26 protein-coding genes are annotated in these 25,701 nt (G+C 38.8%); all 26 read right to left on the bottom strand.

The features are described from left to right. Nucleotides 1-94: 94 nt before the first annotated feature. Nucleotides 95-1,042 carry a D-2-hydroxyacid dehydrogenase gene (locus LKF16_RS10200; protein WP_291472241.1) on the bottom strand — a complete coding sequence of 316 codons (948 nt, stop codon included), beginning with the start codon at nt 1,040-1,042 and terminating at the stop codon, nt 95-97. Nucleotides 1,043-1,075: 33 nt separating this feature from the next. Beyond that, nucleotides 1,076-1,819 carry an SDR family oxidoreductase gene (locus LKF16_RS10195; protein WP_291472239.1) on the bottom strand — a complete coding sequence of 248 codons (744 nt, stop codon included), beginning with the start codon at nt 1,817-1,819 and terminating at the stop codon, nt 1,076-1,078. 3 nt (nt 1,820-1,822) lie between these two features. After that, a complete protein-coding gene (locus tag LKF16_RS10190; protein WP_291472237.1) occupies nt 1,823-2,239 on the bottom strand; it encodes a cupin domain-containing protein in 417 nt (138 codons plus the stop codon). Between the two features lie 23 nt (nt 2,240-2,262). Then, on the bottom strand, nt 2,263-2,580 hold the full coding sequence (locus tag LKF16_RS10185; RefSeq protein WP_291472235.1) for a carboxymuconolactone decarboxylase family protein: 318 nt from the start codon (nt 2,578-2,580) through the stop codon (nt 2,263-2,265). Nucleotides 2,581-2,948: 368 nt separating this feature from the next. Next, nucleotides 2,949-3,368: an arsenate reductase (thioredoxin) gene (gene arsC, locus LKF16_RS10180; protein ID WP_291472233.1), complete on the bottom strand. Its 420-nt coding sequence runs from the start codon at nt 3,366-3,368 to the stop codon at nt 2,949-2,951. Beyond that, nucleotides 3,368-3,709 (bottom strand): arsenite efflux transporter metallochaperone ArsD, encoded by a 342-nt coding sequence (arsD, locus tag LKF16_RS10175; RefSeq protein WP_291472231.1) that lies wholly within the window; start codon nt 3,707-3,709, stop codon nt 3,368-3,370. The genes arsC and arsD overlap by 1 nt, the downstream gene beginning before the upstream one ends. Before the next feature lie 15 nt (nt 3,710-3,724). Continuing rightward, the gene (locus LKF16_RS10170) at nt 3,725-5,020 is read right to left on the bottom strand and encodes an arsenic transporter (protein ID WP_291472229.1); all 1,296 of its coding nucleotides are present in this window, start codon (nt 5,018-5,020) and stop codon (nt 3,725-3,727) included. 24 nt (nt 5,021-5,044) lie between these two features. Beyond that, the gene (arsA, locus tag LKF16_RS10165) at nt 5,045-6,778 is read right to left on the bottom strand and encodes an arsenical pump-driving ATPase (protein WP_291472227.1); all 1,734 of its coding nucleotides are present in this window, start codon (nt 6,776-6,778) and stop codon (nt 5,045-5,047) included. Between the two features lie 3 nt (nt 6,779-6,781). Continuing rightward, complete coding sequence (locus LKF16_RS10160; RefSeq protein ID WP_291472225.1) at nt 6,782-7,114, bottom strand: ArsR/SmtB family transcription factor; 333 nt, start codon at nt 7,112-7,114, stop codon at nt 6,782-6,784. Nucleotides 7,115-7,295: 181 nt separating this feature from the next. Next, nucleotides 7,296-7,742 carry a MerR family transcriptional regulator gene (locus tag LKF16_RS10155; RefSeq protein WP_291472223.1) on the bottom strand — a complete coding sequence of 149 codons (447 nt, stop codon included), beginning with the start codon at nt 7,740-7,742 and terminating at the stop codon, nt 7,296-7,298. A 320-nt stretch (nt 7,743-8,062) separates the two neighbouring features. Continuing rightward, nucleotides 8,063-8,773 carry an SDR family oxidoreductase gene (locus LKF16_RS10150; protein WP_291472221.1) on the bottom strand — a complete coding sequence of 237 codons (711 nt, stop codon included), beginning with the start codon at nt 8,771-8,773 and terminating at the stop codon, nt 8,063-8,065. 77 nt (nt 8,774-8,850) lie between these two features. Beyond that, a complete protein-coding gene (locus LKF16_RS10145; protein WP_291472219.1) occupies nt 8,851-9,483 on the bottom strand; it encodes a M57 family metalloprotease in 633 nt (210 codons plus the stop codon). A 381-nt stretch (nt 9,484-9,864) separates the two neighbouring features. Continuing rightward, nucleotides 9,865-11,514, bottom strand: a complete 1,650-nt coding sequence (locus LKF16_RS10140; RefSeq protein WP_291472217.1) for a subtype B tannase — start codon at nt 11,512-11,514, stop codon at nt 9,865-9,867. Nucleotides 11,515-12,107: 593 nt separating this feature from the next. Beyond that, on the bottom strand, nt 12,108-14,015 hold the full coding sequence (locus LKF16_RS10135; RefSeq protein WP_291472292.1) for a M13 family metallopeptidase: 1,908 nt from the start codon (nt 14,013-14,015) through the stop codon (nt 12,108-12,110). 197 nt (nt 14,016-14,212) lie between these two features. Further along, the gene (locus LKF16_RS10130) at nt 14,213-14,677 is read right to left on the bottom strand and encodes a universal stress protein (RefSeq protein WP_291472215.1); all 465 of its coding nucleotides are present in this window, start codon (nt 14,675-14,677) and stop codon (nt 14,213-14,215) included. A 12-nt stretch (nt 14,678-14,689) separates the two neighbouring features. Continuing rightward, on the bottom strand, nt 14,690-15,913 hold the full coding sequence (locus tag LKF16_RS10125) for a carboxylate--amine ligase (protein ID WP_291472213.1): 1,224 nt from the start codon (nt 15,911-15,913) through the stop codon (nt 14,690-14,692). Between the two features lie 312 nt (nt 15,914-16,225). Beyond that, entirely contained in the window at nt 16,226-17,080 is an 855-nt protein-coding gene (locus LKF16_RS10120; RefSeq protein ID WP_291472211.1) for a DegV family protein, read from the bottom strand. A gap of 184 nt (nt 17,081-17,264) precedes the next feature. After that, nucleotides 17,265-18,095 carry an aldo/keto reductase gene (locus LKF16_RS10115; RefSeq protein WP_291472209.1) on the bottom strand — a complete coding sequence of 277 codons (831 nt, stop codon included), beginning with the start codon at nt 18,093-18,095 and terminating at the stop codon, nt 17,265-17,267. Between the two features lie 456 nt (nt 18,096-18,551). Further along, entirely contained in the window at nt 18,552-20,456 is a 1,905-nt protein-coding gene (gene asnB, locus LKF16_RS10110; RefSeq protein WP_291472208.1) for an asparagine synthase (glutamine-hydrolyzing), read from the bottom strand. 11 nt (nt 20,457-20,467) lie between these two features. Then, a complete protein-coding gene (locus LKF16_RS10105; RefSeq protein ID WP_291472207.1) occupies nt 20,468-21,637 on the bottom strand; it encodes a metallophosphoesterase family protein in 1,170 nt (389 codons plus the stop codon). A 142-nt stretch (nt 21,638-21,779) separates the two neighbouring features. Beyond that, nucleotides 21,780-22,304: a GNAT family N-acetyltransferase gene (locus tag LKF16_RS10100; protein WP_291472206.1), complete on the bottom strand. Its 525-nt coding sequence runs from the start codon at nt 22,302-22,304 to the stop codon at nt 21,780-21,782. Between the two features lie 76 nt (nt 22,305-22,380). After that, the gene (locus LKF16_RS10095) at nt 22,381-23,055 is read right to left on the bottom strand and encodes a hypothetical protein (protein WP_291472204.1); all 675 of its coding nucleotides are present in this window, start codon (nt 23,053-23,055) and stop codon (nt 22,381-22,383) included. Next, a complete protein-coding gene (locus tag LKF16_RS10090; protein ID WP_291472202.1) occupies nt 23,045-23,863 on the bottom strand; it encodes an ATP-binding cassette domain-containing protein in 819 nt (272 codons plus the stop codon). Before LKF16_RS10090 ends, LKF16_RS10095 begins: the two co-directional genes overlap by 11 nt. Continuing rightward, nucleotides 23,864-24,355 (bottom strand): hypothetical protein, encoded by a 492-nt coding sequence (locus LKF16_RS10085; protein ID WP_291472200.1) that lies wholly within the window; start codon nt 24,353-24,355, stop codon nt 23,864-23,866. Between the two features lie 42 nt (nt 24,356-24,397). Further along, entirely contained in the window at nt 24,398-24,949 is a 552-nt protein-coding gene (locus LKF16_RS10080; RefSeq protein ID WP_291472198.1) for a DNA-3-methyladenine glycosylase I, read from the bottom strand. A gap of 229 nt (nt 24,950-25,178) precedes the next feature. Then, a complete protein-coding gene (locus LKF16_RS10075) occupies nt 25,179-25,655 on the bottom strand; it encodes a universal stress protein (RefSeq protein WP_291472196.1) in 477 nt (158 codons plus the stop codon). Between the last annotated feature and the right edge of the window lie 46 nt (nt 25,656-25,701).

The following is a 25,701-nucleotide window of genomic DNA, read 5'->3' as shown; positions in this document are numbered from 1 at the left end:
TACTAAAAAGTATACTACAAGTTAGTAATTTTTACTATTTAGAGACTTATCTGGACACAAAAAATGGAGTCGGAATTCCGACTCCAAATATAGCTTAATAGCCTAGTTTAAGGTCCACGACATTTTCAATTACTTCGCCGTTTTCCAGTAATGACTTCAAATTCTTTTTGAAGATTGCAAAGGCTCTTTCTGCATAATGTTTAGAACGACCTGCATTGTGTGGCGTAACAATCACGTTTTTCATATCCCAGAGCGGATTGTCAGCTGGCAATGGTTCAGGTTCGAACACGTCAAGTGCTGCTCCAGCGATTTCTTTGCTTTCAAGTGCATCGATCAAGGCATCAGTATCTGTCGTTTTTCCACGTCCGATGTTGATGTAGATACTGCTTGATTGCATATGCTTGAAGGTATCAGCATTAAAAATTTTCTCAGTGGCTTTAGTGTCAGGAAGAATATTGACCACAAAATCAGTCTTGCCAACTGCTTCGTCCAACTGATCCATCGACATCATTTCATCCATGTTCTCGGTTGCTTTAGCAGTTCTTCTGATACCAATTGTCTTCATGCCTAAAGCCTTGCAGTATTTACCTAAAATACTGCCAATATTTCCGGCTCCAACGATCAGGACGCTTTTACCAAAGACCTCATCGTAAGGTTCGTCAACGTTCCAATAGTCATTGTCCTGATCTCTCATCGAAAGATGTAGCTTTCTGACAAACATCAACATGTAGGCTAATGTTTGCTCAGCAATGTTGATTGCATTTGCACCTGAGCCACTAGTTACGACGATATTTTCCTTACGGAGATCATCTAGTGGCAGTGCATCAACTCCGGCACGAATTGTTTGAATCCATTTCAAGTGACCGTTTGCTACGGCATGATCCTCTAACCGATTCGACCAGCCATAAATGGCATCGACTTCGTGTAGATCTTCCTTAGTGGCCTTATCTGGTGATACAACTTCTAGGGTCAGATCATCTGATAATTCTCGGATCTCACGTTGCTGCTGTTCAGTAAGTGGGATAAAACTTAAAATTTTCATTTTCCTGCCTCGCGTATATAAAATTTCGACAGGTTATGCTTGTTTTGTTGGGTAGATCGTAAACTCGTTTACATTAACTTCTTCAGGTTGGTCAATTGCAAAGTTCACAACTCTAGCAATCGCTTCTGGTGCAATACCAACTTGATCATAGAGTGCGTCCATATTTTTCTTGGCATTTGAATCAGTGATCGTGTGCAATAATTCAGTATTGATTGCAGCTGGATATAAAGTAGATGTACGAATATTAGTACCTTCACTGGCACTTTCTGTGCGGATAACTTCCATCAAATTGCGGACAGCAAATTTTGTCGCACCGTAAACACCGGCACCAGGAAAGCTCTTGATACCTGCGACTGATGAAGTAGTAATGATGTGTCCGTGTTTTTGAGAAACAAAGTCAGGCATAACTGCTGCTACTCCATTTAATACACCTTTTAGATTAATGTCAATCATATCGTTCCATTCGTCAGTATGAAGTGCACTAATTGGCGATGTTGGCATGATCCCAGCATTGTTAAAAATTACGTCTAATCCGCCAAAACGATCTTTGGCAAGTTGGACTAATGCCTTTACCTGTTCAGGCACAGTCACGTCGGTAACACGGTAGTCGGCCTCGCCACCATTTTTTTCAATGTCGTCCACGATTTCTTGAAGTCTAGCTTCACGACGTGCTCCCAATACTACTTTGGCGCCATTTGCTGCCAAAAGTTTAGCAGTTGCTTCGCCGATACCTGATGAGGCACCAGTAATAACAACGATTTTGTCTTTTACTGTCATTAATTACTCTCCTAATTTTGCGTAATCTTCATCAGTAACTTTTTCAAGCCATTCTGATGTTCCTTTTGTGATGGCAACGTGACTGAACCAACTGTCTTTGTTTGCTCCATGCCAATGCTTAATGCCTTCTTTAATGACGACAACATCACCTTGTTTCAGCAATTGAGCAGGTTTGCCCCATTCTTGATACCAGCCTTCACCACCAGTAACCAAAAGAATTTGGAATCCGTCATGGTGGATGTGCCAATCGTTGCGACAACCAGGTTCAAAAGTAACGTTTCCAACTCCAAAGTCGATGTTGTCTTCTGGACTAACTAGTCCGTTCAAATAGCTTTGTCCAATAAAGTATTGAGCATAAGCATCATTCTTGTCTCCAACCGGAAATACTCCGTTTGTTTTAAGTTCTTCATTTTTAGCCATATTTGTTTCTCCTTCAATTATTATTATTTCCAGATTTCTTTAGCTCGATTAAATGCAGACCAAGCCTTTGGCCATCCAGCGTAAAAAGCTAAATGGGTGATTTCTGCAACAATTTCTTCTTTTGTGATACCATTTTTCTTACCAATTTTAAGATGAGCATCAAGTTGTTCCATATTTCCAGCCGACATGATACTTGCAATAGTGATCAATGAACGGTCATGGGCAGATAATTCATTTTCCTTGTCCCAGACTTCTCCAAATAAAACATCATCATTCAATGCAGCAAATTGAGGAGCAAATTCCCCAAGGTTGTCGCGACCAGCAGTTTGTTTTTCAGCCATAATATTACCTCCGTAATTAATTGATTGACTATAGTAAACAACTTAAAGTGCAGATTAAGTCAAGGGAAAAGAGCGAAAAAAGAAAAGGGTGAAGCAAGAATATAAGGTTGGCCAATACGGAGTGGCGCGCGTCACGCGCTCGTAGTGTTGGACAAGCTTATATGTTCTGCTTCATTTTCTTTTTTCGCGTTTCCACTATAAAACAAAGAAGCGACTAGCAAATAAGTATGACCCAAAACATGAAGAGAAACGCATAACGCCCCCCATTGTTGGCTTTGCTTATGCAGTATCACCTAGTCTTTTTGCGTGTTTCTGATAAAAAACAAAGACGCGACCAACAAAAAAACTTCATCCCCAAGAATGAAGTTTTAATTGTATTTCTGTGCCAAATCTCTGACATTAGTATTTATTTGATCTCGAACTTTTCTAAATACAGCTAACACTTGTTCTTTCGTGCCTGTTGCCTGTGCCGGATCGGGCAATGGCCAATGAATCCTCTTCACTTCTGAAGGAGTCATTGGGCACTTGTCTCTGGCGTTACCGCAAAGTGTAACGACCAAATCGCATTGCTGTAAAAAATCATTATTGATCAAATCCGAAGTGTGATGGGAAATATCGATTCCAACTTCAGCCATCACTTCGACAGCTAATGGATTTAATCCATGCGTTTCAACTCCGGCACTACGAATTTCCCAATCAGAATTGAAATATTTTTCAGCAAAGCCTTCTGCCATTTGGCTACGGCAGGAATTGCCGGTACAAATGAAATATACTTTTTTATCACTCATTAATCTTCTGGAACCGTCATGCTATGGTGTAATTTCATTTGAGTATATTCCTCAAATTCCTCAAAGCTTGGATATGCACCATGTTTGACGATCTCACCATTGATCATAATAATTGGCAAGCCATTGATCTTCTCTTTTTCCAAAATGGCCTTTATTTCTGGTTTATGTGCGAATGCTTTAGGATTTGAAGCTAAATTGTAACGAATAATTTCAGCATCACCTGATGCCTCGTTTACTTCTCTTTCAACATTTGTGGTCCGGACTAAATCATCATCGACACTTGGACCGCAAACTCCAGTTGAACAACATAAAGCTCTTTCATAAATTTCTACTTTTCTCATCTTCCTGTTCTCCTTTTAATGAAAAATTGATAGTGATAAATACAATCCAACTAATGTTACAAATAGAACTGGAATGGTAACTGTGATACCAATCTTGAAATAAGTTCCCCATTTGATTTTGATGCCTTTTTGGTCAAGGACATGTAACCAGACTAAGGTTGCTAATGAACCAATCGGCGTGATCTTAGGTCCCAAATCAGAACCAACGACATTGGCGAGAACCAAACTCTTCTTGATCAGTCCGACTGCAGTACTACCTTGAATCGATAATGCATCGATCATGACTGTTGGCATATTGTTCATAACTGAGGATAGGAATGCTGCTAAATATCCCATTCCCATCGTAGCTCCAAATCTCCCCCAGTTTGCCATTTGATCAATTACTCCAGCTAGCAAATGAGTTAATCCAGCATTTTGCAATCCATAAACTACCACGTACATACCGATTGAAAATACCACGATGTTCCAAGGTGCACCTTTGAAAGCTGCTTTGGCGTCAACCTTGGAGCTTCTTGAACCTAGTAGTAAGAACACAGCTGCAATTGGCAATGCAATCAATGATACGGGAATTTTTAGGAAACTGCTGCTGAAGTATCCAACAAGCAACAATCCTAAGACCCACCATGAAATATGGAACATTCTGATATCCTTGATAGCTGTCTTAGGTTCAGCCAAGTGATTACCATCAAACTCTTTGGGAATCGCCTTTTTAAAGTAAATGTATAAAATAACGATACTAATAACTAATGAAAAGATATCTGGGATCCACATTCTCAAAGCATACTCTGAAAAAGTTAATCCGAAGAAATCTGCTGAAACAATGTTGACTAAATTGCTTACTACCAGTGGCAGCGACGTTGCATCAGCGATAAATCCACTGGCAATGATAAATGGAAAAATCTTGCGGTCGTCAAATTTCAATGAACGGACCATTGAAAGCACGATTGGCGTCAAGATCAAGGCTGCACCATCGTTAGCAAATAGTGCTGCTACGATTGCGCCAAGTACGGCGATCAAGATAAACATCAAGACACCATTACCTTTAGCCAATCTAGCCATATGTAAAGCGGCCCATTCAAAAAATCCTACCTGATCTAAGATTAATGAAATCAAGATAATTGCGACAAATGACAAGGTTGCGTTCCAAACGATTCCCGTAACCGTCCCAACGTCTTTAAAAGATACTACTTGAAATGCGAGTGCCAAAACGGCACCACCGGCTGCTGACCAGCCGATCGACAGTCCCTTAGGCTGCCAAATTACAAAAACTAATGTTAAAAGAAATATGAATATCGATCCAAAAACTAACAAATCCCCCACCTACAATTCAAAAAATTAGACTGTTAAATGTTGCCTCTCGTAATTAGTCTGCCACCCCGTTACGGCAAACTTTCCACCAGAAAGCTTTTCGACTTCATCGATCCATCTGTCTTCACTTCTGGCACGAGCTTTCAACAATGGACTATCAATGTCGGTCGCCTGAAGACTTTCATTGATCAACCACCATTTATGTGGCATGTTGGCACGATCTAATTCTTTGCTCAATCGTTGAGTTTCGTAGACTGGCGTTGCTTCTGGCAAGGTCACCATGACGATTTCAACGTCTTTGCCAGTTTGAACTTCATTTAATAATTTCATAACTGCTTCTGGAACTTTACCAGAGGTCCGTTTAACTTCTTCAGCGTATTCCTCAGTTGAATTAAGCAGTAGCAATGTGTGTCCAGTTGGTGCAGTATCGACCACCGTCACATCGCATTTAGTCTGTTCGATCAGCTGTGCAAATACTGTAAATAGAGCAATCTCTTGCGTACAAGGTGAACGGAGATCTTCTTTCAAGTAGTCCACGTCTGCTTCGGTCATCGACTCAGAAACATTGTCCAGCACTTCTTGTTGATACTCTTCTAAAGCATGTTCTGGGTCAACGTGGTCAACTTTGATTTTATCGCTGTCAATTTGGAACATCCCTAAGTGATCAGCTGGATCGGTGGTGATCAAGTGCACCGATTTGCCTTTATCAGCTAATCCTGAGGCGATTTCAACTGCGGTAGTCGTTTTACCAACGCCACCTTTACCCATGGTAAAAATGTATCTCTTATCGCTATCGTTCAAATCGTTGATGATCATATCTAACGTATTAAAATTACGCGACTTATTTTCATCTGACTGAACTGTTTCGATTTTTTCAGGATTCAAAATATTTCTAATGTTGTCGATCCCAACAGTGCTGGCTGCTCGAAGATAGACACAAGTTTGTTTGTAGTCAGAGAGCTTTGGCAACAATTCATCAAGATCTGCTTGTTGTTGCTGCATGATTTCTTCTGACAATGAATCGTCGGCATGCGACAACAAGCCATTTACAACCACTTCCTGATGGTCGATACCTAATTTATTCAACTCATTTGACGTCCTGATTGTTTCCAATAACGAGCTACGCTGTGGTCTAGTGACCAACACTAAAGTTGTCTCAGTCCCGTCAGTCAAAGTCTCGACAGCTTTTTTATAGACAGCACGGTCTTGGTCTAAGCCGGCTAATTGTCCTAAACATGAAGCTCCAGTAGTGTTGTTGTCTAAAAAGTTAGTCCAAGCAGCTGGCAGTTGTAGCATTCTCAATGTATGGCCAGTTGGTGCCGTGTCAAAAATAATATATTCGTAATTCTTGTTCATTTCGGGATCAGTTAAGAAATGAGTAAATTCATTAAACGATGCAACCTCGACGGTACATGAGCCTGACAGTTGTTCTTTCATATTGTCCAAGGCAGCTTCTGGCAGGACGCCAATGTAAGGCTCAATAACGGAATCACGGTACTCCTTAGCGGATTCCAATGGGTCAAAGTTTGCGACTGAAAGATTCGGTACGCTTGGTATCTGCCGCAATTTGTTATCCAATTCCATTTCAAAAACATCTTGTAAATTGCTGGCAGGGTCCGTCGAAACTAGCACCACTGAATGTCCTTGGTCAGCTAACTTCATTGCGGTCGCACTGGCAACCGTGGTCTTACCGACTCCGCCTTTTCCGGTAAAGAATAAATAATGCGTCAATTCATCCACTTTCGGATTATAACGTTCCATGATCTATGCCTCCTTGCAGGTTTTACAATTAGACGTCGATGTTTGATGGCAAATACAATCTTCATCGTTGAGGAGCAATTGGTAGACAAACTTGGGAAGTTCCTTAGTAAAACTAGGTTTCAAAGTGTAGTGTTGCCACTTGCCAATCTTTTCAGAACTCACGATTCCGGCATCCTTGAGCACCTTCATATGATGAGAAAGCGTTGGCTGCGTGAATTCAAAATGTTCCAAAATATCGCAGGCACAGAGTGTCCCGCATGATAATAGATCAACGATTTTTAACCGATTAGGGTCTGCTAAAGCTTTGAGCAATTCTGCGTTTTTGTCATAGTCCATAATATTTGTCACCTCAAACATATAGATATCTGTCTATATGTCAAATATAACTTATTCATATTGTAAAATCAATAACATTTATACAACTTAATAAATTGGCAATCATGATATATATGGCAGTATTTAGTTACATAAATCACAAGATGATGTAAAAAAATAGAATCCAATTATCTGGATTCCATTATTCTGCGTGATTCATATTTTTTAAATAACTTGCAAAATCTTCACTGTCTTGAATATCGCCATTGCTCTTGCCAGCGTACCAATCGATCTTGTCATTCAAGATAGTCAAACTGTGGTCAAGGTCATCCATCTTTTTCAAGAATTCGCTACGAACTTCTTTCAATAAATCAAGACGTTTATTAATCGTTGAGTCGCCTTCTGCACGCCATTGAACGTATTGTTTCAACTGTTCGATCGACATGCCAGTGCTCTTGAGATGCAGCAAGAATTTGATCCAGCTGACATCGGCATCAGTATAATATCTCAAACCGTTATCTGAACGATGAGGTTTTACTAAGCCTTCTTTTTCGTAATATCTTAGGGTTGGACTGGTTAATCCAGTTATTTCGGCGAAATCACCAATGCGGTAGTGTTGTTCCGTCTCATGCATAGTTTCTGTGGACATAGGATCTCTCTTTTCATAATTTATCTGAAGTTAGCTTTAAGTCTAGCATCAATTTTTTAAAATGCAAATATTTATATCTGTTTATTAAAAAAGAGAGTTAAATTAATTCACTCTCTTCTGCTATCAATCGTTTATTAGTGGAAACTAGTAATGTTATTGAATAATTGACCTACTGCGGCAATATCGTTTCCTGCAGTGTGGATACCTGTACTAATGCCGGCTCTTAATGAATTTAGAATAATCATAAATGATTCCTCCTTGACTTGATGAAATAATTATCACTCCTCAACCTTAATTCAAGCTTAAATTAAACTTATTTTTTAATTTAAATCTATTCCAACGTCAATATTTAATATTTGTCCGGTCACAAAATTATTTTGCATCAAGTAAATATATCCGGAGGCAACTTCGGGAATCGTAGCAACTCGTCTTAGTGGTACATTTTGGGAAAATTGTTGGACTTGTTTCATGACGTCTGGTTCGGACATATCGCGCCACAAACCAGTTGGCGTCCAGGTCGGCGACACTGCATTGACTCGATAATTAGGTGCCATTTCTACTGCTAGACCTTTAACCATAATATTAATTGCAGAGTTTCCAACTATCGCGCCAGATGCATCCGATGGATGTCCGCCAGATCCTGACGTAAAGATCATAGAGCCATATTTATTTAACGAATGACTGGCAATTTGAGCCAATTGCAGGTCGGCAAAAAATTTATCTTCGATTGTTTGTCTGATTTCATCGATCGAGCTATCTAAGAATCCGCCACCCATAGCTCCTCCTAAGGTCGAAACTAGGTGATCATAATTTGAATTGGCCTCGAAAAAACTTTTTAAATCGTCAGCATTGTGAGCATCTAATGCTGTTGCTGAAATACCTTGATGCTCTTCTTCAAATTTTTGTAAGCGTCCTTGGTCGTGTCCGATAACTTGAACTTGGGCACCTGCTTGTTGAGCCTGCAAGGCAACCTCTCGTCCAAAGCCTGACGTTCCGCCTACCACTAGAATTCGTTTATTCTTTATTGTCATTTTGGTCTCCTTAAAAAAAGAGTGGGAAAAATTCCCCACTCTTAAACTATCAAGAAAAACTTAACCCAAGCTTTAAACTATTCTTCACTTGCATAAAGTTGCTTTAAAATTTGATAATCGCTGGCGTCCAATTTTACCGTTGGATCAACTCCAGATATGTAGTCGCTCGTATGATACATGATTGCATTTGGATCTTGATAATTATCTGGCATTCCCAATGCGTGACCCATTTCATGCAAAATTGTATGTGCGACTGCAGCATTATCATACTGTCCAGCACGCAATCCAGAATCCAAATCGATCTTCGTCCAGATTAATGTTCTGACATTAGAATCGTTGGTCGAAACACTCGCGTTCAAAGAATAACCCCAGCTATCAGTAGTCGGATTATTGTTAGATACGTAAATGTTGGCCTGGTATGGATCGTCGCCAGAATAATTGATCAAATTTACTATTTTGGTTGAATTCCACTGTTTCATTGCATATTTGATTTGTGACTTCACTTGAGCAGACAAGTTTGGAGAGTATGCGACAGTAACTTTTTTCGGATTAGCTAAACGCATAGTTTGAGTTTGATCTGATTCGGCGCTAGCTTGGATCTTCGTGGTAGTTGCCGCAGCTTGGACGCTATTGCTGGTCGTGAACACTGGAGCCGTACTAAACAATGCTAAAGCAATGGTTCCAGCAATGATTGTTTTTTTGAATTTCATAGTAACTTCCCTCTAATCCAAAATTGTTAGATTATTATAGTTCTTTTTGGGAGAGATGGTAATGGAAAAAGCAGAGTATGCCATTTTTAGGATTTTTGGCGTTCTCTGCTTTTTTGTTGGTCGCTTTTATGTTTTGTTGTGGAAACGCGTAAAAATTCACTGAAAGCTACTACATAAGTCAAACCAACACAGCGTGGGCGTTACGCATTTCTCTTCGTGTTTTGGAGCATGCTTATGTTGATGGTCGCTTTTTTGCTTTATAGCAGAAACGCGAAAAAACACCCTGAGACAGAACCCACAAGACAATCCAACACTCCGAGCGCGTGACGCGCGCCACTCCGTATTGGCTTATCTTATGGTCATGTCTCAAAGCGGGTGTTTTTACGCTCTACTTATTTTATTCATCCATTTAAACATTTCGTTCAAGTTGTAATCACCTGCGTGGCCTTTTGCCCATTCTAGGTGATAGTTTACATCCTTGTTTTCGTTCTTTAGTTTTTGAGCGAAGATTGTTGGTATGGCGATTGATGTGTTGGCATCTTCTTCACCATATCTGATGTACCAATGAGATGCTGTGTCGGCGTTGTTTTCGCCTACGTAGTCCATTGGGTTCATCAATGCAATGATCGATTTATCTGCAATTGCTGTCTTATTCTTGGCAGTATTGTTGTCTTGACTGTACTTAGTAAAGTGTTTCTTGTTGACTGTTGCTGTACCCATTTCTTGGTTTTCAGCATTTGACAAGTCCACTCCATCAAATGCAGGAGCTGTCTTCATTCTACCTACAGCTTTGTAGTACTTAGCCAAGTTAACATCAGTAACTTTCTTGTTCTTGATGGTTAACCAAGGATATTTCTTCTCGGTAATATTTTTACCCTTATCGATAGCTGTTTGGGCTGAATTCATAACAGTCTTCTTGATCAAATTGTTGAATGATCCAGTTCCGTCAGCGTTCATCTTCAAGGTATTGCCATTGTCATCTTTGAGTTTCAATCCGTTGACGTAGTCAGGGAATTGTTTCTTCAAAGCATTTGAGTATTTCTTTTGTGCTGAAGTTTGAGTTGAAGCTGTTGCAGTTGTTCCTGGCATTGCCATTCCTTGGTAACTGTTGATGCCGTTGAATTCCCATTCGTAGGCAGGATCAGCATTTTCCAAGTTCATGATTGGACAGAAGTCCATTGATGCAAAAATATCATCCGAGGTATCGGCAGCACCGATAGCTTTAAGATATGGTGCGTAATCTTTATTATTTCCTGATGCACCTAATAAGGCTGACATTGCGCCACCGGCACTAGTACCATCAGAAATGATCTTGTTTTGGTTTCCAGGAATCTTCTTAGAATTTAATTTCAAGTAACGTACAGCAGCCTTTAGATCAACAATAGCTGCAGGTGCTTTACCTGTATACTTACCGTTTGTCTTGGTAGTTCTGCCACGAGCACCAGGGGCTGCGACAATGTATCCTTCTTTAAGTGCTTTTTCTGGTGCAGAATTTTGACCAGATGGTGCACCACCTGTAGCGGAAACTCCGGCACCTCCTGCACCAGGAGCGCCGGCAACTGGTGCAGCACTTGATGATGAACTAGTCTTGCCCACTGTTGTGGCTTCACCAGGCATGTATCCACCAATTGAATTTGGTAAGAAGACTGGTGCAGAATTCTTAGTATATCCGTTTAACTTCTTATTCTTGAAATAAGCTTCAGGAATATAGATGTTCATAGTTTCGTATTTTTTATCAACTGGCTTGCTTACGTAAACAATATTTTCATAAGCACGATATTTGATTTTCTTGTTGCCAGAAGTGATCGTTCTGGTAGTGTATTTGGCCTTATCGAAGTTTAGGCTGATCGACTTGCCTTTGTAAGTTGTGCCTCCACGATAATATGTGGTCGATTTCTTGTAACTGGTTGATGATAAGTCACCAGCTTTTAAAGTTTTGGAATCAGATGATGAGTTTTTATTACTCGAACACCCAGCCAAAACTAAAATAGCTAGAAACATAGTAAATAAAGCTATGGTAGTTTTTTTCACTTTCATATCCCCCTTGTCTGACAAAAGCTTATCACAAGATTTTGAAAAATTTGGACGGATATTTGGATTGTAACATTCCTATTTTTTTGGAATATATTACATTTTGGAATGGAAAAAAGCTAATTAACGTTAGTAACATTACATTTTGGGTTAGGCTTTAGTTAGCTTGATATTATGGTAATTAAAAAACCAAGGACTGTGTTGTCCTTGGTTTTTGAGGTTGGTTTTGAGTTTGTTTGTTGGTCGCTTCTTTGTTTTATAGCAGAAATGCGTAAAAAGAAAATGAGGCTGGACACATAAGCCACGTTTTCTCTTCATAGTTAATCTTATGCTTAATAGCTAGTCGCTTCTTTGTTTTATAGCAGAAATGCGTAAAAAGAAAATGAGGCTGGACACATAAGCCACGTTTTCTCTTCATAGTTAATCTTATGCTTAATAGCTAGTCGCTTTTATGCTTTATAGCGGAAACGCGTAAAAAGAAAATGAGGCAGGACACATAAGCTCGCCAAAGACTGCGGGGCGTGACGCGCCCACTCCGTCTCTGTCGATCTTATGTTCTTGCCTCAAAATCATTTCTTTTTACGCTCTTGGTTTTACCAGATATTTACTCTCTTATCTGGCTCCAGCCACATTCCATCCTTCTCTGTTACTTGGAATTCTGGATAGAATTCGTCCATGTTTTGGGCCATTACATTTGCACGTAGTGGGCCTGGTGAATGTACGTCTGTCTTTAGCAATAGTTCGTTGAATTCTTGGGTTGCCTTTAGGCGCCATACTCTGGCCCAGTTGATGAAGAATTCTTTCAAATTAACATCATCTTCTGTCTTGGCTGCTTCTAGGGCACATCTTAAACCACCGACATCGGCTACGTTTTCGCTAACTACTAGCTTTCCGTTGACCTTGCCACCGGCGTATGGGATTCCGTCGAATTCTTTGATCATTTTTTGTGTCAGATCTTTGAATTTAGCATAATCTTCATCTGTCCACCAGTTGTTCATATTACCGAACTCGTCGAATTGAGCACCGTTGTTATCGAAGGCATGAGAAATTTCATGTGCGATAACGGCTCCAATTCCACCGTAATTTTGACTGCTTGATTGTTTCAAGCTATAAAATGGTGCCTGCAAAATTGCAGCTGGGAACGTAATATCATTTCTTGATGGATCATAACATGCATTGACCATGTGTCCTGGCATGAGCCATTTTCCACGGTTAACTGGTCTGTGATAACTGTCTAATTCATCTTGACGCTTGATACGATGGAAGTTGATGACATTGTCGTAAAGTGAAGCTGTTTCTTCAACTTCATACTTACTATATAAATCGTCGATCTTGTCAGGGTAACCCACTTTGATCTTGATTTTTTCAAGTTTAACAATGGCTTTCTTCTTAGTATCCTCGCCTAACCAAGTATTGTCAGTGATGCGTTGTTCGTAAATTGAGATCATCTTCTTGACCATTTTACGAACGTCTTCTTTAGCATCTTCACCAAAGTACTTTTTACCATAGTAAGTACCAACTACTTGGTCAAAAATTCTTGATGCCTTGTGATAGGCATATTTGGTTCTATTTTGAAGCTCTTCAGCACCACTCAATGCCAATGAGTATTCGCCAATTGTTTGACGGAATTCTTCGTCCAAGTTTGAAGCATTATCTGTTAAGTATGTTACTAACATCCAAGCTTTCATATCGTCAAAGTTAGCATCATTAGCAATTTTACCCAAATTATCTAAGTAGCGTGGTTCTTCGATAATAACCTTGTCAGGAGTATCGTTGATCAGATCAACTACTTCTTTTTGGAGATCCAGCGACTTCGATTTAGTAATGTACTCGCTAAATTCCATTGGGTTATAAATCTTAGTATAATCTGCCCACTCTTCTTGACTCTTAACGATTGGAACTAACAATTTATCAAATGCCAAAGCTTTTTCAACGATTGCTTTTGCTTTATCTAAGTCGTATCCGATCATTGAGAGCAACTTAACAGAAACCTCGCTGAATTTCTTCAACAAAGTCTTCCCTGATTCATTGTCATCGTCGTAATATGACTTGTCAGGCAAGATCAAACTTGCTCCTTCGATATAAACAACATTAGTCGAAGTATCTTTCATATCGGCATCAATTGAGACGTCAATTGGTAGTGGAAAATTATCTGCCGAAAGATCTGCTAAATGTTCGCTTAAATCGTTTAAGTCTTTAAGGTCTGTAATTCTTTGAATATCTTTGAGAATTGGCTGTTGATGAAATTTATTCAAGTGTTCAACATTATTTGCTAAACGATAGAGACGAACTGCTTGTAAAAGCAATTTATCGTCAACTTTACTTTCATCATTTGCAAACTCATGGAATTCATTCATCAAGGTCTTCTCAACACCCTCGTCAAGGTCCATGAATCCACCAGTTCTAGGCTTGTCAGCAGGTATTTTAGCTGTTTCTTGCCATTCACCATTAACTGCCAAGTATAAATTATCTTTATAGCTAGCTGGTTTAGCATTGACCATGTCGCCTGCGCCACCAACTACTTTACTTGTAAACATACCTTCACCACCAAAAAAATTTGTCTATTTTGTATATTGTGAATAATACTATAACACTTCTGTTGATATAAAAATATCTTTAGGCCTTGAGCCTAGGAACGCAAAAGAGGCAGGAACAACTCCCTGCCTCTTAGCACTATTGTTATTAATACAGGTTTAACTTATCTGATGACACTGACAGAAACCTTGGAATCGTTAACGATGCGTGCTGCTTGAGATCCGATAGTATTTCTATTACGGTTCTTCTCTTCAACACCAACGATCACTAGGTCTGGCTTAAATGTAGGAATTACTTGCTCCACAATAACATGGCCCGGATTTCCTTCGGTAACCATCAAGTGAAGATCTTCAACGCCATATTCTTTGGCTTTTTGACCATAAGCTTCTAGCAGATCCTTAATTTGATCACGACGTTGGTTTAGAGTGTCCTTGTCCAATGATTGGAAAATGTTCAAATCTCCTGTTTCCAATACTGAAACGATCCCTAATTTAGCGTTGTAATGCTTAGCTAAAGAACATGCATAGTTAAAGGCATTTTTTGAAGAAACGAAGTCATCTGAATCTACACAGATCAAGATCCTATCGTATTCAATCTTTGTGACTTGGTAATCCTTTAATTCATCCATCTGTACAGCCCCCTATTTTTCGAAGTCTCGTCCTTTATTAGCTTCAAAGTATTGGTCGAATCGTTTGACATAGTTGTGGAACATGTATGTCAATAATAGCCAACGCTTGAATGAACGATCTTTATCGTAGAAAACGGTTGTGCCAATTCTGTCTTGCTTAATAAGTTCGTCAGCATAATGAGTTGCGTCATTATCCGCAGCATACTTGCGGAAGACCTTAACTGGAACTCCTAGCCAAAGTTTGTGTTGTGCCTTGTTCTTATTTGCGTAAACAGTTGGTTCATTTTCTAAACTATTTTCAATATAATCTTCTACTACATATTTGGCAAGGTTATAGCCATTCAATGTGACGAAGAAACTACTTCTTCCCATACGTAGGTTGATTTCAAAGAATTTGAAAGTCTTGTCACGGGAATCATACTTCATATCAAAATTAGCGTATCCAGTGAACTTAATATCTTCCAAGAACTTCTGAACTAAGTCGTAAACGTCCTGGTTAAATTCTGGAACGATAGCAACGTAATTACCAATTGATTGCGGAGTTGGGTCCTCTAGAATTGGATGACCTAAGCACATCATTTTGACATGATGCTCTTGATCGACATACGCATTTAGCACACGCATGTTGGAATCATCCCCTGGAATAAAGTCTTGCAAGATCAAATCTGACGTATAGCCGTTGTCATAAATTTTGCCGACAATATCCTTGAATTCCTCGTCTGAATGAATGGTGAATGCCTTTTTACGGCCTTCAAAATGGATATCCAACCACTCAACACTATTAGCAGGCTTTAAAGCTACTGGATAGTCATAAGGATTCTTGATATCGTCTTTGTCTTCATATTCAGCCTTAGTAATGATCGTTGTTAATGGATGTGGTAATTGGTGCTTGTCAGCAACTTTGTAAAAACTCTCTTTGTTGTTCAATGATTTTAATAAGTCATAGTCAACGTATGGACAAATAAATGTCTTCGACAATTCTTCTTTATGTTTACTGATAAGTTCGGCATAGCCGTCCCCACAGCCGATCAATATTACTGGTTCTTCATGTTTGTCATATATTTTAGCGATTTCACGCATTTTTTCGATAAAAACTGGATCCTCGGCGAATCCTGAAAAAAGCGTCAAATCAAGTATTTTAGTATACCGTGTAGGTGCCAATTGGGTCTCGGCATAGGCTTTGACTGTGTCACCGTATAGCTCATGGAAAGCACGGGCCATTCCGTATACGTTCATATCACTACCTAAAAGTACGGGTGTGAATTTCTTTCCTGATTCAGTTTCGATAGGTATCAGCCTCTCACTCTAATTCGATTATTTTAATTATTTACAATCACAGTTGATTATACCATATTTGTTTTTTAGAACTGAAAAGGACCACAGGATTGAATTCATTTATCAGTAAAATTGTATATATTAACTAAAATTCGTATTTTTCCAATAATATTTTTTAAAAAATTAACTGAAATCAAAAAGGAATGCAGTTATTTAAACTACATTCCTTATGATTATCGCATTTTTCATGATTTTTAAATTTTAATATAAGTTTTAGTCTAGCAATGTGCAGGCCACTCCAACTAGTCCGGGTCCTGTGTGAACTCCTAATGCAGGACCAACTATACCAAAGAATTCCTTTTGGCCATGCAGACCATTTTCTTCCAAACTAGCTAGCATTTTACCGCCGGCTGCTTCGTCATTTCCGTGACTGACAGCTAACAAGTATTTTTGATGACTGCCGACGAAATCCTTGATCTTCTCGCGCATGATCTTTTGACCACGTTTCATACCTCTAGCTTTGGCGATTGCGGTATAAATCCCCTCTTCATTGCAAGTGATGATCGGAGCTAGTTTTAACACTCCACCAACAACTGAGGAAACTAAGCCGATCCGGCCACCAGCTCTAAGATAAGTCAAAGTAGGAATACAGAAGTAAGTTACCGTGTGGTCGCAAGCCTTCTGAACGCCATCAACGACCTCTTCAAAGCTTTTGCCTTCATCGACTAAATCTTTGGCAACAACAGCAATCAGTCCTGCACCAACGGCAACTTGTTTAGTATCAAAGGCTTTGTATTCGAAACGTCCATCGTTTTCCAAGAACGTCTTTAAAAAGTTGAACGTCCCGCTCAAATTCGATGAAATCGAGATTGAAATGATCTTGCGATAGCCATTCGCATAAGCCTCATCTAGACTGCGTTCGATTGAATCTCCTGATGGCAAAGAAGTCTTAGGAATTTCTCTATCCAAGCTATCATAAACTTGTTCTGAGGAGATATTGACACGATCTAAGTAGTTCTCATCTTTATAAATAATCTGCATTGGCAGTTCGAAAATGCCATCCTTTTGCACATATTCCTGGGGAATATCGCAACATGAGTCAACGAATACTGCAATTTTTTCAGTCATAATTGATTACCCTTCTTTAACGCTCCTCAATAATCACTTTCATCCATAATCTTGTGGTAATCCTTTTAGTATTTTAACGAATCACGCAGCTATTGACCAATACTAGTTCCAAACTAAAACTATACCCAAATTGAAAAAAATAGAAGTAACTAACCTTGCAATTAGTTGCTTCTACATAATTAACCTAAAATTCTTGATATACAGCTGGATCTTGATTCTTTAATCTGCCATCAGCTTTGCTTAAACCGTTGATAGTCTTCATATCCATTGCATCAATTTCAAAATCGAATAAGTCGATGTTGCCAGCTTGACGACTTGGAGTCGAAGATTTAGGAATTGGCAAAGTTTCTAGTTGCAATTCCCAACGTAAAATCAATTGACCAACATTCTTGTCGTATTTGGCGGCAATCTTTTTCAAGGTAGGATTTTGAAGCATTTCGCTGGCACGACCTAATGGACTCCAGTCCTGTGTCAAAATTCCGTGTTCTTGATCATACTTGCGTTGATCCTCTTGATTAAAGTAAGGATGCAACTCAATTTGGTTGATCACTGGCATTACACCAGTTTCTTTTTCAAGACGGTCCAAATGTTCTGGCAAAAAGTTTGATACACCGATTGATCTAACTAGTCCAAACTTTTGGGCATCGATCAAAGCTTGCCATGCTTCAACATAATGGTCTTCTTTAGGATTTGGCCAATGGATCAAATAAAGATCGTAGTAGTCTAATCCTGCTCGATACAACGATTCCTCGATCGTATTGATAGCTTCATGGTAATCATGATGTCTACCAGGAAGTTTTGATGAGATGAGCAACTCTGAACGAGGAACAGACGATCTGCGAACAGCCTCGCCAACAGCACCCTCATTTTCATAATTAAAAGCTGTATCCAATAAACGATATCCTTGATCAATTGCAGAATCAATCACGCGGACACCTTGAGCGCCATTTAATTTGTAAGTTCCAAACCCCACTTTTGGCAACTTCAAACCATCAAGCAACGTATAGCTTTCCATAAACATTCCTCCTTTGACTTCTTAAGATTACCTTAGCACTATCTGAAAAAAGGTGCTGTGGGAAAAGAAAAAAGTTCAGGGTTAGCTGAACTTCTTGAGTGGAACTATAGATTAATTTTTAATTGTATTTATTTTTGTTGGTCGCTTATCCACTTTATAGCTTAAATGCGAAAAGATTCACTGATACTTACTACATAAGGCAATCCAACACTGCTAGGACTTGGCGAGTTTTTCTTCGCGTTTATCCTTATAATTTTTTGCTGGTCGCTTCTTTGATTTATAGTGGAAACGCGTAAAAAAAGACTGAGGCTACTGCATAAACAAATCCAACACTGCGAGGGCGTTACGCCATCCTATGAGAACCCTTTAGCGCTTGTCTGCGAACGAAGTGCAAGGAGAGCCCCACTCCGTATTGGCTTTGCTTATGCTCCGCCCTCAGTTCGTCATTTTTACGCTCTATTTTTCAGTAGATAGTTTCACTTGTGGATCTATGTCTGGCTTCTTACCGTCATCTATGAAGTAAACTGTGTACCAGATCAAGAATGTGTAGATTGTCCAGATCTTACGACGGTCGTCGTTTTCTCCGTTGTAGAATCCATCTAACATTGCCAAGATCTTGTCTTGGTCGAAGAATTCGTTTACGAAGTCTTGACTGAACAATTCATGCATTTCTTTATAAACTTTTTCAGTGTGGATCCAGTCACGAATTGGCACTGGGAATCCTAATTTTTCACGTTTTGCCCATTCTTTTGGTAGAGCACGTTCTGCAGCTACACGTAGTGCATACTTGCTATCTTTACTATTTAGAAGGTACTTAGTTGGGATTGTTTCAGCCAATTCAGCAACTTTCTTATCTAGGAATGGAACACGTAATTCCATTGAGTTAGCCATACTCATACGGTCAGCTTTAAGAATGATATCATTTGCCATAAATTGGTGAAGATCAAGATATTGCATCTTCTTAACTTCATCAGGATAGTCAGCTACCTTACGATAACTGCGCATAACAATATCCTTAACTGAACGTGATTTTTCAAATTCTGGTTTAACTACTGCGGCTGCTTCTTGTTCACTGAAGACCTTAGCTTGTCCAATGAAGAATTCTTCTGCCTTAGCAGTTGATTCGTATAGATGCAATCTTCCTGGGAAGTTAGGCATCTTCTTCAAACCGTGAGCTAACTTATAACGAGCACCCTTAGGTAGTTTCTTCAATTCTTGTGCTATGACACGAACTGTCTTCGAATGTGAGTGATAGCCATAGTTGGCATAGCCAGCAAACAATTCATCGGCACCCTCACCAGAAAGGATAACAGTAACATCTCGACTAGCGAGTTTCGTTAAGAAATAAAGTGGTACACATGATGGATTTGAATCAGGCTCATCCATATAGTATTGGATCAATGGAATTGACTTCATCGCTTCATCAGCAGTAACGATTCCACGAGTGTTTTCTAGTCCAAGTTTGTCAGCTAACAATCTAGCTGCAGAGCCTTCTTCATAAGTACTTGTGTCAAAATCAATTGAATAAGTATGTTGTGGCTTAGAGATCGCCGTTATATAACTTGAGTCGACACCACTTGAAAGCAATGATCCAACTGGAACATCAGCAATTTCATGAGCTTTAACTGATTCGCGTAAAGCTTCGTCGATTTTTTCAACAGTCTCTTCAAAGCTCAAATGATTTTCTTTAAATTCAACGTCCCAATACTTCTTAATGCGAAGTTTGCCATCTTTGAAAGTAAAATAGTGACCTTCAGGAATACGGAAAACATTCTTGAAAAATGTTTCGTTCAAAGCTGAATATTGGAATGTCAAATAAGGTTTAAGAGCTTCCTTATTTAGTTCTTTAACAAAGTTTGGTTGTTTCAAGAAAGACTTGATCTCTGAACCAAAAATGAAAGTGCCGTTACGATTGTAGTAATAAAGTGGCTTGATACCAAAGAAGTCTCTGGCACCTGTGATCTCGCCGCTCTTCAAATCATAAATAACGAAGGCAAACATACCACGAATTCGGTTGAGTAATCCTTCCATGCCCCATTCTTCGTAACCATGAAGCAATACTTCTGTATCTGTTTCTGTTGTAAAAGTATGACCGTATTCGATCAATTCTTTTCTAATTGGTTGGTAGTTATAAATCTCACCGTTAAAGATAACGGCTTTATCTTTTTCCTCGTTATAAATAGGTTGCATACCACTATTGATGTCGATGATACTCAATCGACGAAAGCCTAGTGCTGTGTCTCCATTTACTAATTCCCCTGAGCTATTAGGACCACGATGCTTGATCGTTTCCATCATTGCCTCTATAACTGGCTTTTTGTCAGCAATTTTCTTGTCTACAAAACCGACGATACCGCACATATTATTTCTCCTTAAATTTCAAAACTTACAAATCTTGTTGCTGCACCATATCCAAAAATCTGTAACAGCATTTTATCGGGATTGATATTTATGAAATAGCCCGCTAATTCAGACACTTCATTGTATCGTCTGTCCCATTTGCGATTATAATCTGTAGTCAGCCCATGTTTTTTCCCCATAAGAGCCGAACAATTTAATATTATATGATTAATTCCATCGACTTTGAAGGACTTTTCATAATGCATGTGACCACAAATATAATTTGAGACCTTCGAAATCCCTGTGTTAGTGAAGTTATAGCGTAAGTTAACTCCAAAATCTCCTGTTAACTCATTTTTAATTCGTCCGCTATCTTTGTTGTTGAAGCTGGTAAAAATCTGTTGAACTAGATCGCCATTAAAATTCAAAGCTGACCTTCCGCTTGGACTGATCAAATTGGCGTGACCAAAAACGACAACATGCTTGTCGACTGTTTTTTCAAGGATAGTAACTAAATCTTCAAGCTGTTGCTCTCTAATACCACGAACCTTCTTAAAATCGTATTTCTTCGTGCCTCCATTTAATATATATGGAATGTCGCTAGTATTCAAAAAGATTGCTCGGATATCGCCTTTGTCGATCCAACCGACTTTGGAAACTTCATTCAGACGATGAATTGATGATTGTTCAAAATTGTGTTTCGTGACTAAGTCATAATAGTCGTCACGTTCAAATGACGCTGATGTAATGAATTTGTGTTCATCATATTTATCGTTTTCATCATGATTACCCTCCAAAACAAAGAATGGATGCTTGCTACTTTCGTAGTTTTCCATCGTAAATCTTAGAAGTCCACGACTGATTTCGGGCTTATCGCTACCGTCGATCATGTCGCCTAAGTGAACATTATAATCCACAGGCAGCTCATCGCAGGCACGATTTGCTTCGATAATATGACGTACCCCATTGAGACCATAATATGAGGAACTGGCGACCGCTTTTTCATGCGTGTCAGTCAAAACTGACAAAGTTAAACAGTTGTCAGTTAAGTTTGGTTTGACATTTTTCGTGAAAACATTGCCGATATATTCTGTAAAAAATGGTCTCGGCTTCAATTTTCTCAAAAAACTATCCGTTTGAACAGAGATAAATTCTGTTGGTCTCGGTCTAAAAATTTTCTTAGTAAGGAATTTAATTTTCACGATTGCATTCTCCTAATCGACTAAATATTATCATGTTTTAGACCATAACAAACAAAAAAACCATCATAAAAGATGGTTTTTTAATAAATATAATTATACAACTATTGCAAGTTCTTTTGACCTTACATTAATGTAAGAAGGATTAATACAAAAGCAATTGATAAGCTTTACGTACGCCTTCGTCTTCTTCCATACTGATCTCGCCTTTTTCAACAAAGCCATTGGTTGTAATAACATGTTGCATTACGAGATTTTCTGGATGAGTATCGATTCTTACATCTGTGTATCCTAATTGATATGAAATCGTCAATAATTGACGGATCAAAGCAGCTGATAAATGTTGTCCTTGATGTCCTGGCTCAACTGCAATTCGATGAATTACTGAATATTCTTTGTTAGAGTCTTTATCCCAGCTACCATTAACGATCTTCTCGTAGTTAGGTTCGATTCCTTGTTGTAGTGCAGCTGTTCCCACAACTTCACCATCTAATAACATTACATAATTGATTCCATCATCTAAATCTTGTTTCAAAATCGCTTCATCAGGATAGCCGGTTTGCCATTGGTCAACGCCACGATCTCTAAGTGTTTTTTTCGCACCGGAAATTATGTCTAATACTTTTGGTAAATCTTCACTTCTAGCTTGACGCAAATAGATGTTACTCATTTTACGACCTCCATAAACTAAAATTCTTCATTCCGATATTTAAACAAATTGAGCTTTCGATAGCAAGCTTTTTTTATTACTTTATGTAACTTTTTTTATTGAAGAATTCGCTGATCCCGAAAAGGATAATAGCATACGCTAATTGACGAATCACCAATGGAAAAAGTGCCAACATTTTGGACTTTTCCTGGAAAGTCACGACCATATTTGAAACTGGAGGGAGAATCCAGTTGATATAGACTAACACGGCATTATTGCTGTCTGCCAATGCAAAGAATACCACTATCACTAAACAAATGGTTGCGATGTATTTGTGATTGGTCCATTGCGAACGACACGTGAAGACGATTGCCGTTGCGACCCATTGCGTGGTGATCAAGGTCAGGAGCATTGTCGCATTTGCTCCTGGTGAATTCGAGAACATAAATGTAAATATTCCTGAAAAAATCGCCAAGATCAAGTTGGCAGTTACCAACACTAGCATTTGAGTGATGGCGTATAAATGATAATTATTGACCCGTTGTTTCAAATAGCGGTTCTCATCGGTATCTTTTTTCAAAAAATACATTGCTAAAATAATTGCAATAAAGAAATTCATGATAATGATACTAGTAAATTTAATGGTAGTATTGCTGCCGATGAGCATGTTGAACATGATCTCAAAAATGATCATAAACGCTAATAGAATAGGATAGATCAGATCTGCTAATAATAACTTAGTGAAATTTGCATACAGAAGTTTAAACTTCAAGGCTTACCATCCCCTCAAACAAATAATTCATATCTAGCATCGTAGCTAAGACTCGTTCTTTTTGCACGAATGGTACTTTGATCTCAATCAAGCCATTTGCCGAGCTAGTCGCATACTGTGCGATATCTTTAGTGATCGCCATCGAATCTGTCGTGGCACGAAATGCTAATAAATAAGCACTTTGGTCGACATGTAAAATATTGAGGGTCTTCTCATTCAAAATATAATGAGTATTCAAATTTTCTTCAATGATCGTATCTCGCATTGGGCTTGCGATAATAATACCCGAGCCGTGCCCTTGGAGATCTTTGATGATTTCCATCATATTATGAGCATAAAAACTATTTTGAAATGAAAATGGATCATCCAAGATCAAGACATTTGGTCTTTTAGCAACTGCATTCAAAAAACTAACGCGCTGTTTCATTCCCATTGACAAGTTTTCGACTGAACGATCCATATAGGGTCTCATTCCCATAAACGATGCCAGATCGACTAATTGTGCTGAACTAACTGCTAATTTTCCAGCAATTTGACGATTAGTTTCCAAGTATTGACTGACCGTCTCATCAATTTGTTCAGTTTCTAATTGTGGCATAAAGCCAATTCTAGTTCCTGATGCAAACTTGACCGATCCGCTATCAGAATCATTCATCCCAACAATAGTTTCCAACAAGGCTGTCTTGCCTGAACCGCCATCCCCTGTTATGCCGATTGCCTCATTTTGAGATAAAGAAAAGGTTACATGCTTGTACGCAAAGTAACCTCCAATTTCAAACGATAGATCCTTGACTGATAATAAATTCATTTATTTTTGCCAGTCATCCAACGCTTTAGCTGCTAATCCAATGGACAAGATAGCATCTCTTGAAATTGAATTTCTCACGTCAGCGATAATTGTGTTGGCAAAAACAGCGCCGATCACAATAAAAGAATAGTTGATCATGTTGACATCAACCTTGGCATCATATTGTCCGTCAGGGAAAGGATTTTCATGATTATAAGTAAAATTGACTTGGTGGTCAGCTAAAGATCCGTCGATATGATTCACCAAGACACGGTCTTTAAGCTCACTCAATTTAGCGTCAGGCTTTTGCAAAGTTAATTGATGATCTGATTCATTTTCATAGTAGTCTTCCTCAGTCATATCAAAGTATTCTTTGATTGGCTTTCTTAAGACCTCCAAATTATCGATCACATTGTAGACACGTTGTGGGTCGAACTCCACTGACTTGTCCTCGATCTGCTTTGCGTTTTGGTCAAGCCACTCGCCTAACTCACTAATAGTTTCAGAATTCATATTACTTCCTCCAGTTAGCTATCATTATACTGAAAATTTTGTTTATTTAAAATCACATTGATCTAAATGATCATTTATTACACCAACAGCTTGTAAAAAAGAATAAATGATCGTTGGCCCAACGAACCGAAATCCCTTTTTCTTTAAATCCTTGCTGATGGTTTGCGACAACTCATCTTGTGCAGGCATCTGCGACTCATCTTGCAAATGATGATCGATTGCCTTGTTATCGACAAAGCTCCAAATATAATCTGAGAATCGTTCGCCATTTTGATGCATCTCAACAATGATCTTAGCATTGTTGATAGTCGCGTTAACCTTTAACTTGTTGCGGATGATTCCTGAATCTTGCAACAACTGATCACGCTTTGTTTCATCAAATTGAGCCACTTTATCGTAATCAAAATTTGCAAAAGCTTTTTTGTAGCCATCGCGGCGTTTGATGATCGTCGACCAAGATAGTCCCGCTTGAGATAATTCTAAAGTCAGCATTTCAAAAAAGTAGCGTTCATCATGGCTAGGTTTGCACCACTCGTGATCGTGATAATCTTCCATTTCTTTAAAGCTGTCTTCAGCCCACGTGCATCTTTTCATAGTTATCTCCACAAATAAAAAAGCTGGCAGACGCCAACTTCAAATCTATTCCAGTTTCATTGTAGTTAACCGCACGCAAAGTCACAAGCAAAAAAATTTCAGAAAATAAAAAAGAATGAACATCTGTCCATCCTTTTTCGAGTATTATGTGGCTTCTATTTAGTCGCCAAATCTGAATTGCTGTTGTTGCGGGAACGTGCCAACTATTTGGTCGCACGAAAACATTTAATTATTTGCCGATTGCTTTGTTATCAACATCTGTTCTAACGATAATAACGTCAGTACGAGCATTTCTTGTAACGTATTCTGAAACTGAACCAACCAACAATCTAGTTACAGCGTTCATACCTGTTGAACCGATCATAATGAGGTCGTTCTTGTATTCTTCAACAAATTCTGTAGCAATAACTGTCTTTGGTTCACCAAAACGAACGTGGATAGCAATGTCATCAGCGTTGAATCCATCTTTGACAGCTTCATCCTTTAATTCATTAAGATACTTTTGAGCATCTTCTGAAAGTTGGTAAATTACATCCCCATTTAACATTCCACCGTGAAGTCCGATAAATTGCTTAGTATCTAGAACTGTCAAAACATCTAGATGACCCTTGTTCATTTGTGCAACTTTAACGGCTTTACGAAATGCCATTTCAGCTTCTTTAGAACCATCAACTGGTACTAGAATCTTTTCATAATCTTGTTCCATAATTTAATCCTCCAACAACACGCTTAATCAAAAGCTTTACCTTAAG

The sequence above is a fragment of the Companilactobacillus sp. genome (assembly GCF_022484265.1).
GTDB lineage: Bacteria > Bacillota > Bacilli > Lactobacillales > Lactobacillaceae > Companilactobacillus.
Note: the sequence above shows the minus strand (reverse complement) of the source record. Positions and strands in the feature narration are given on the sequence as shown.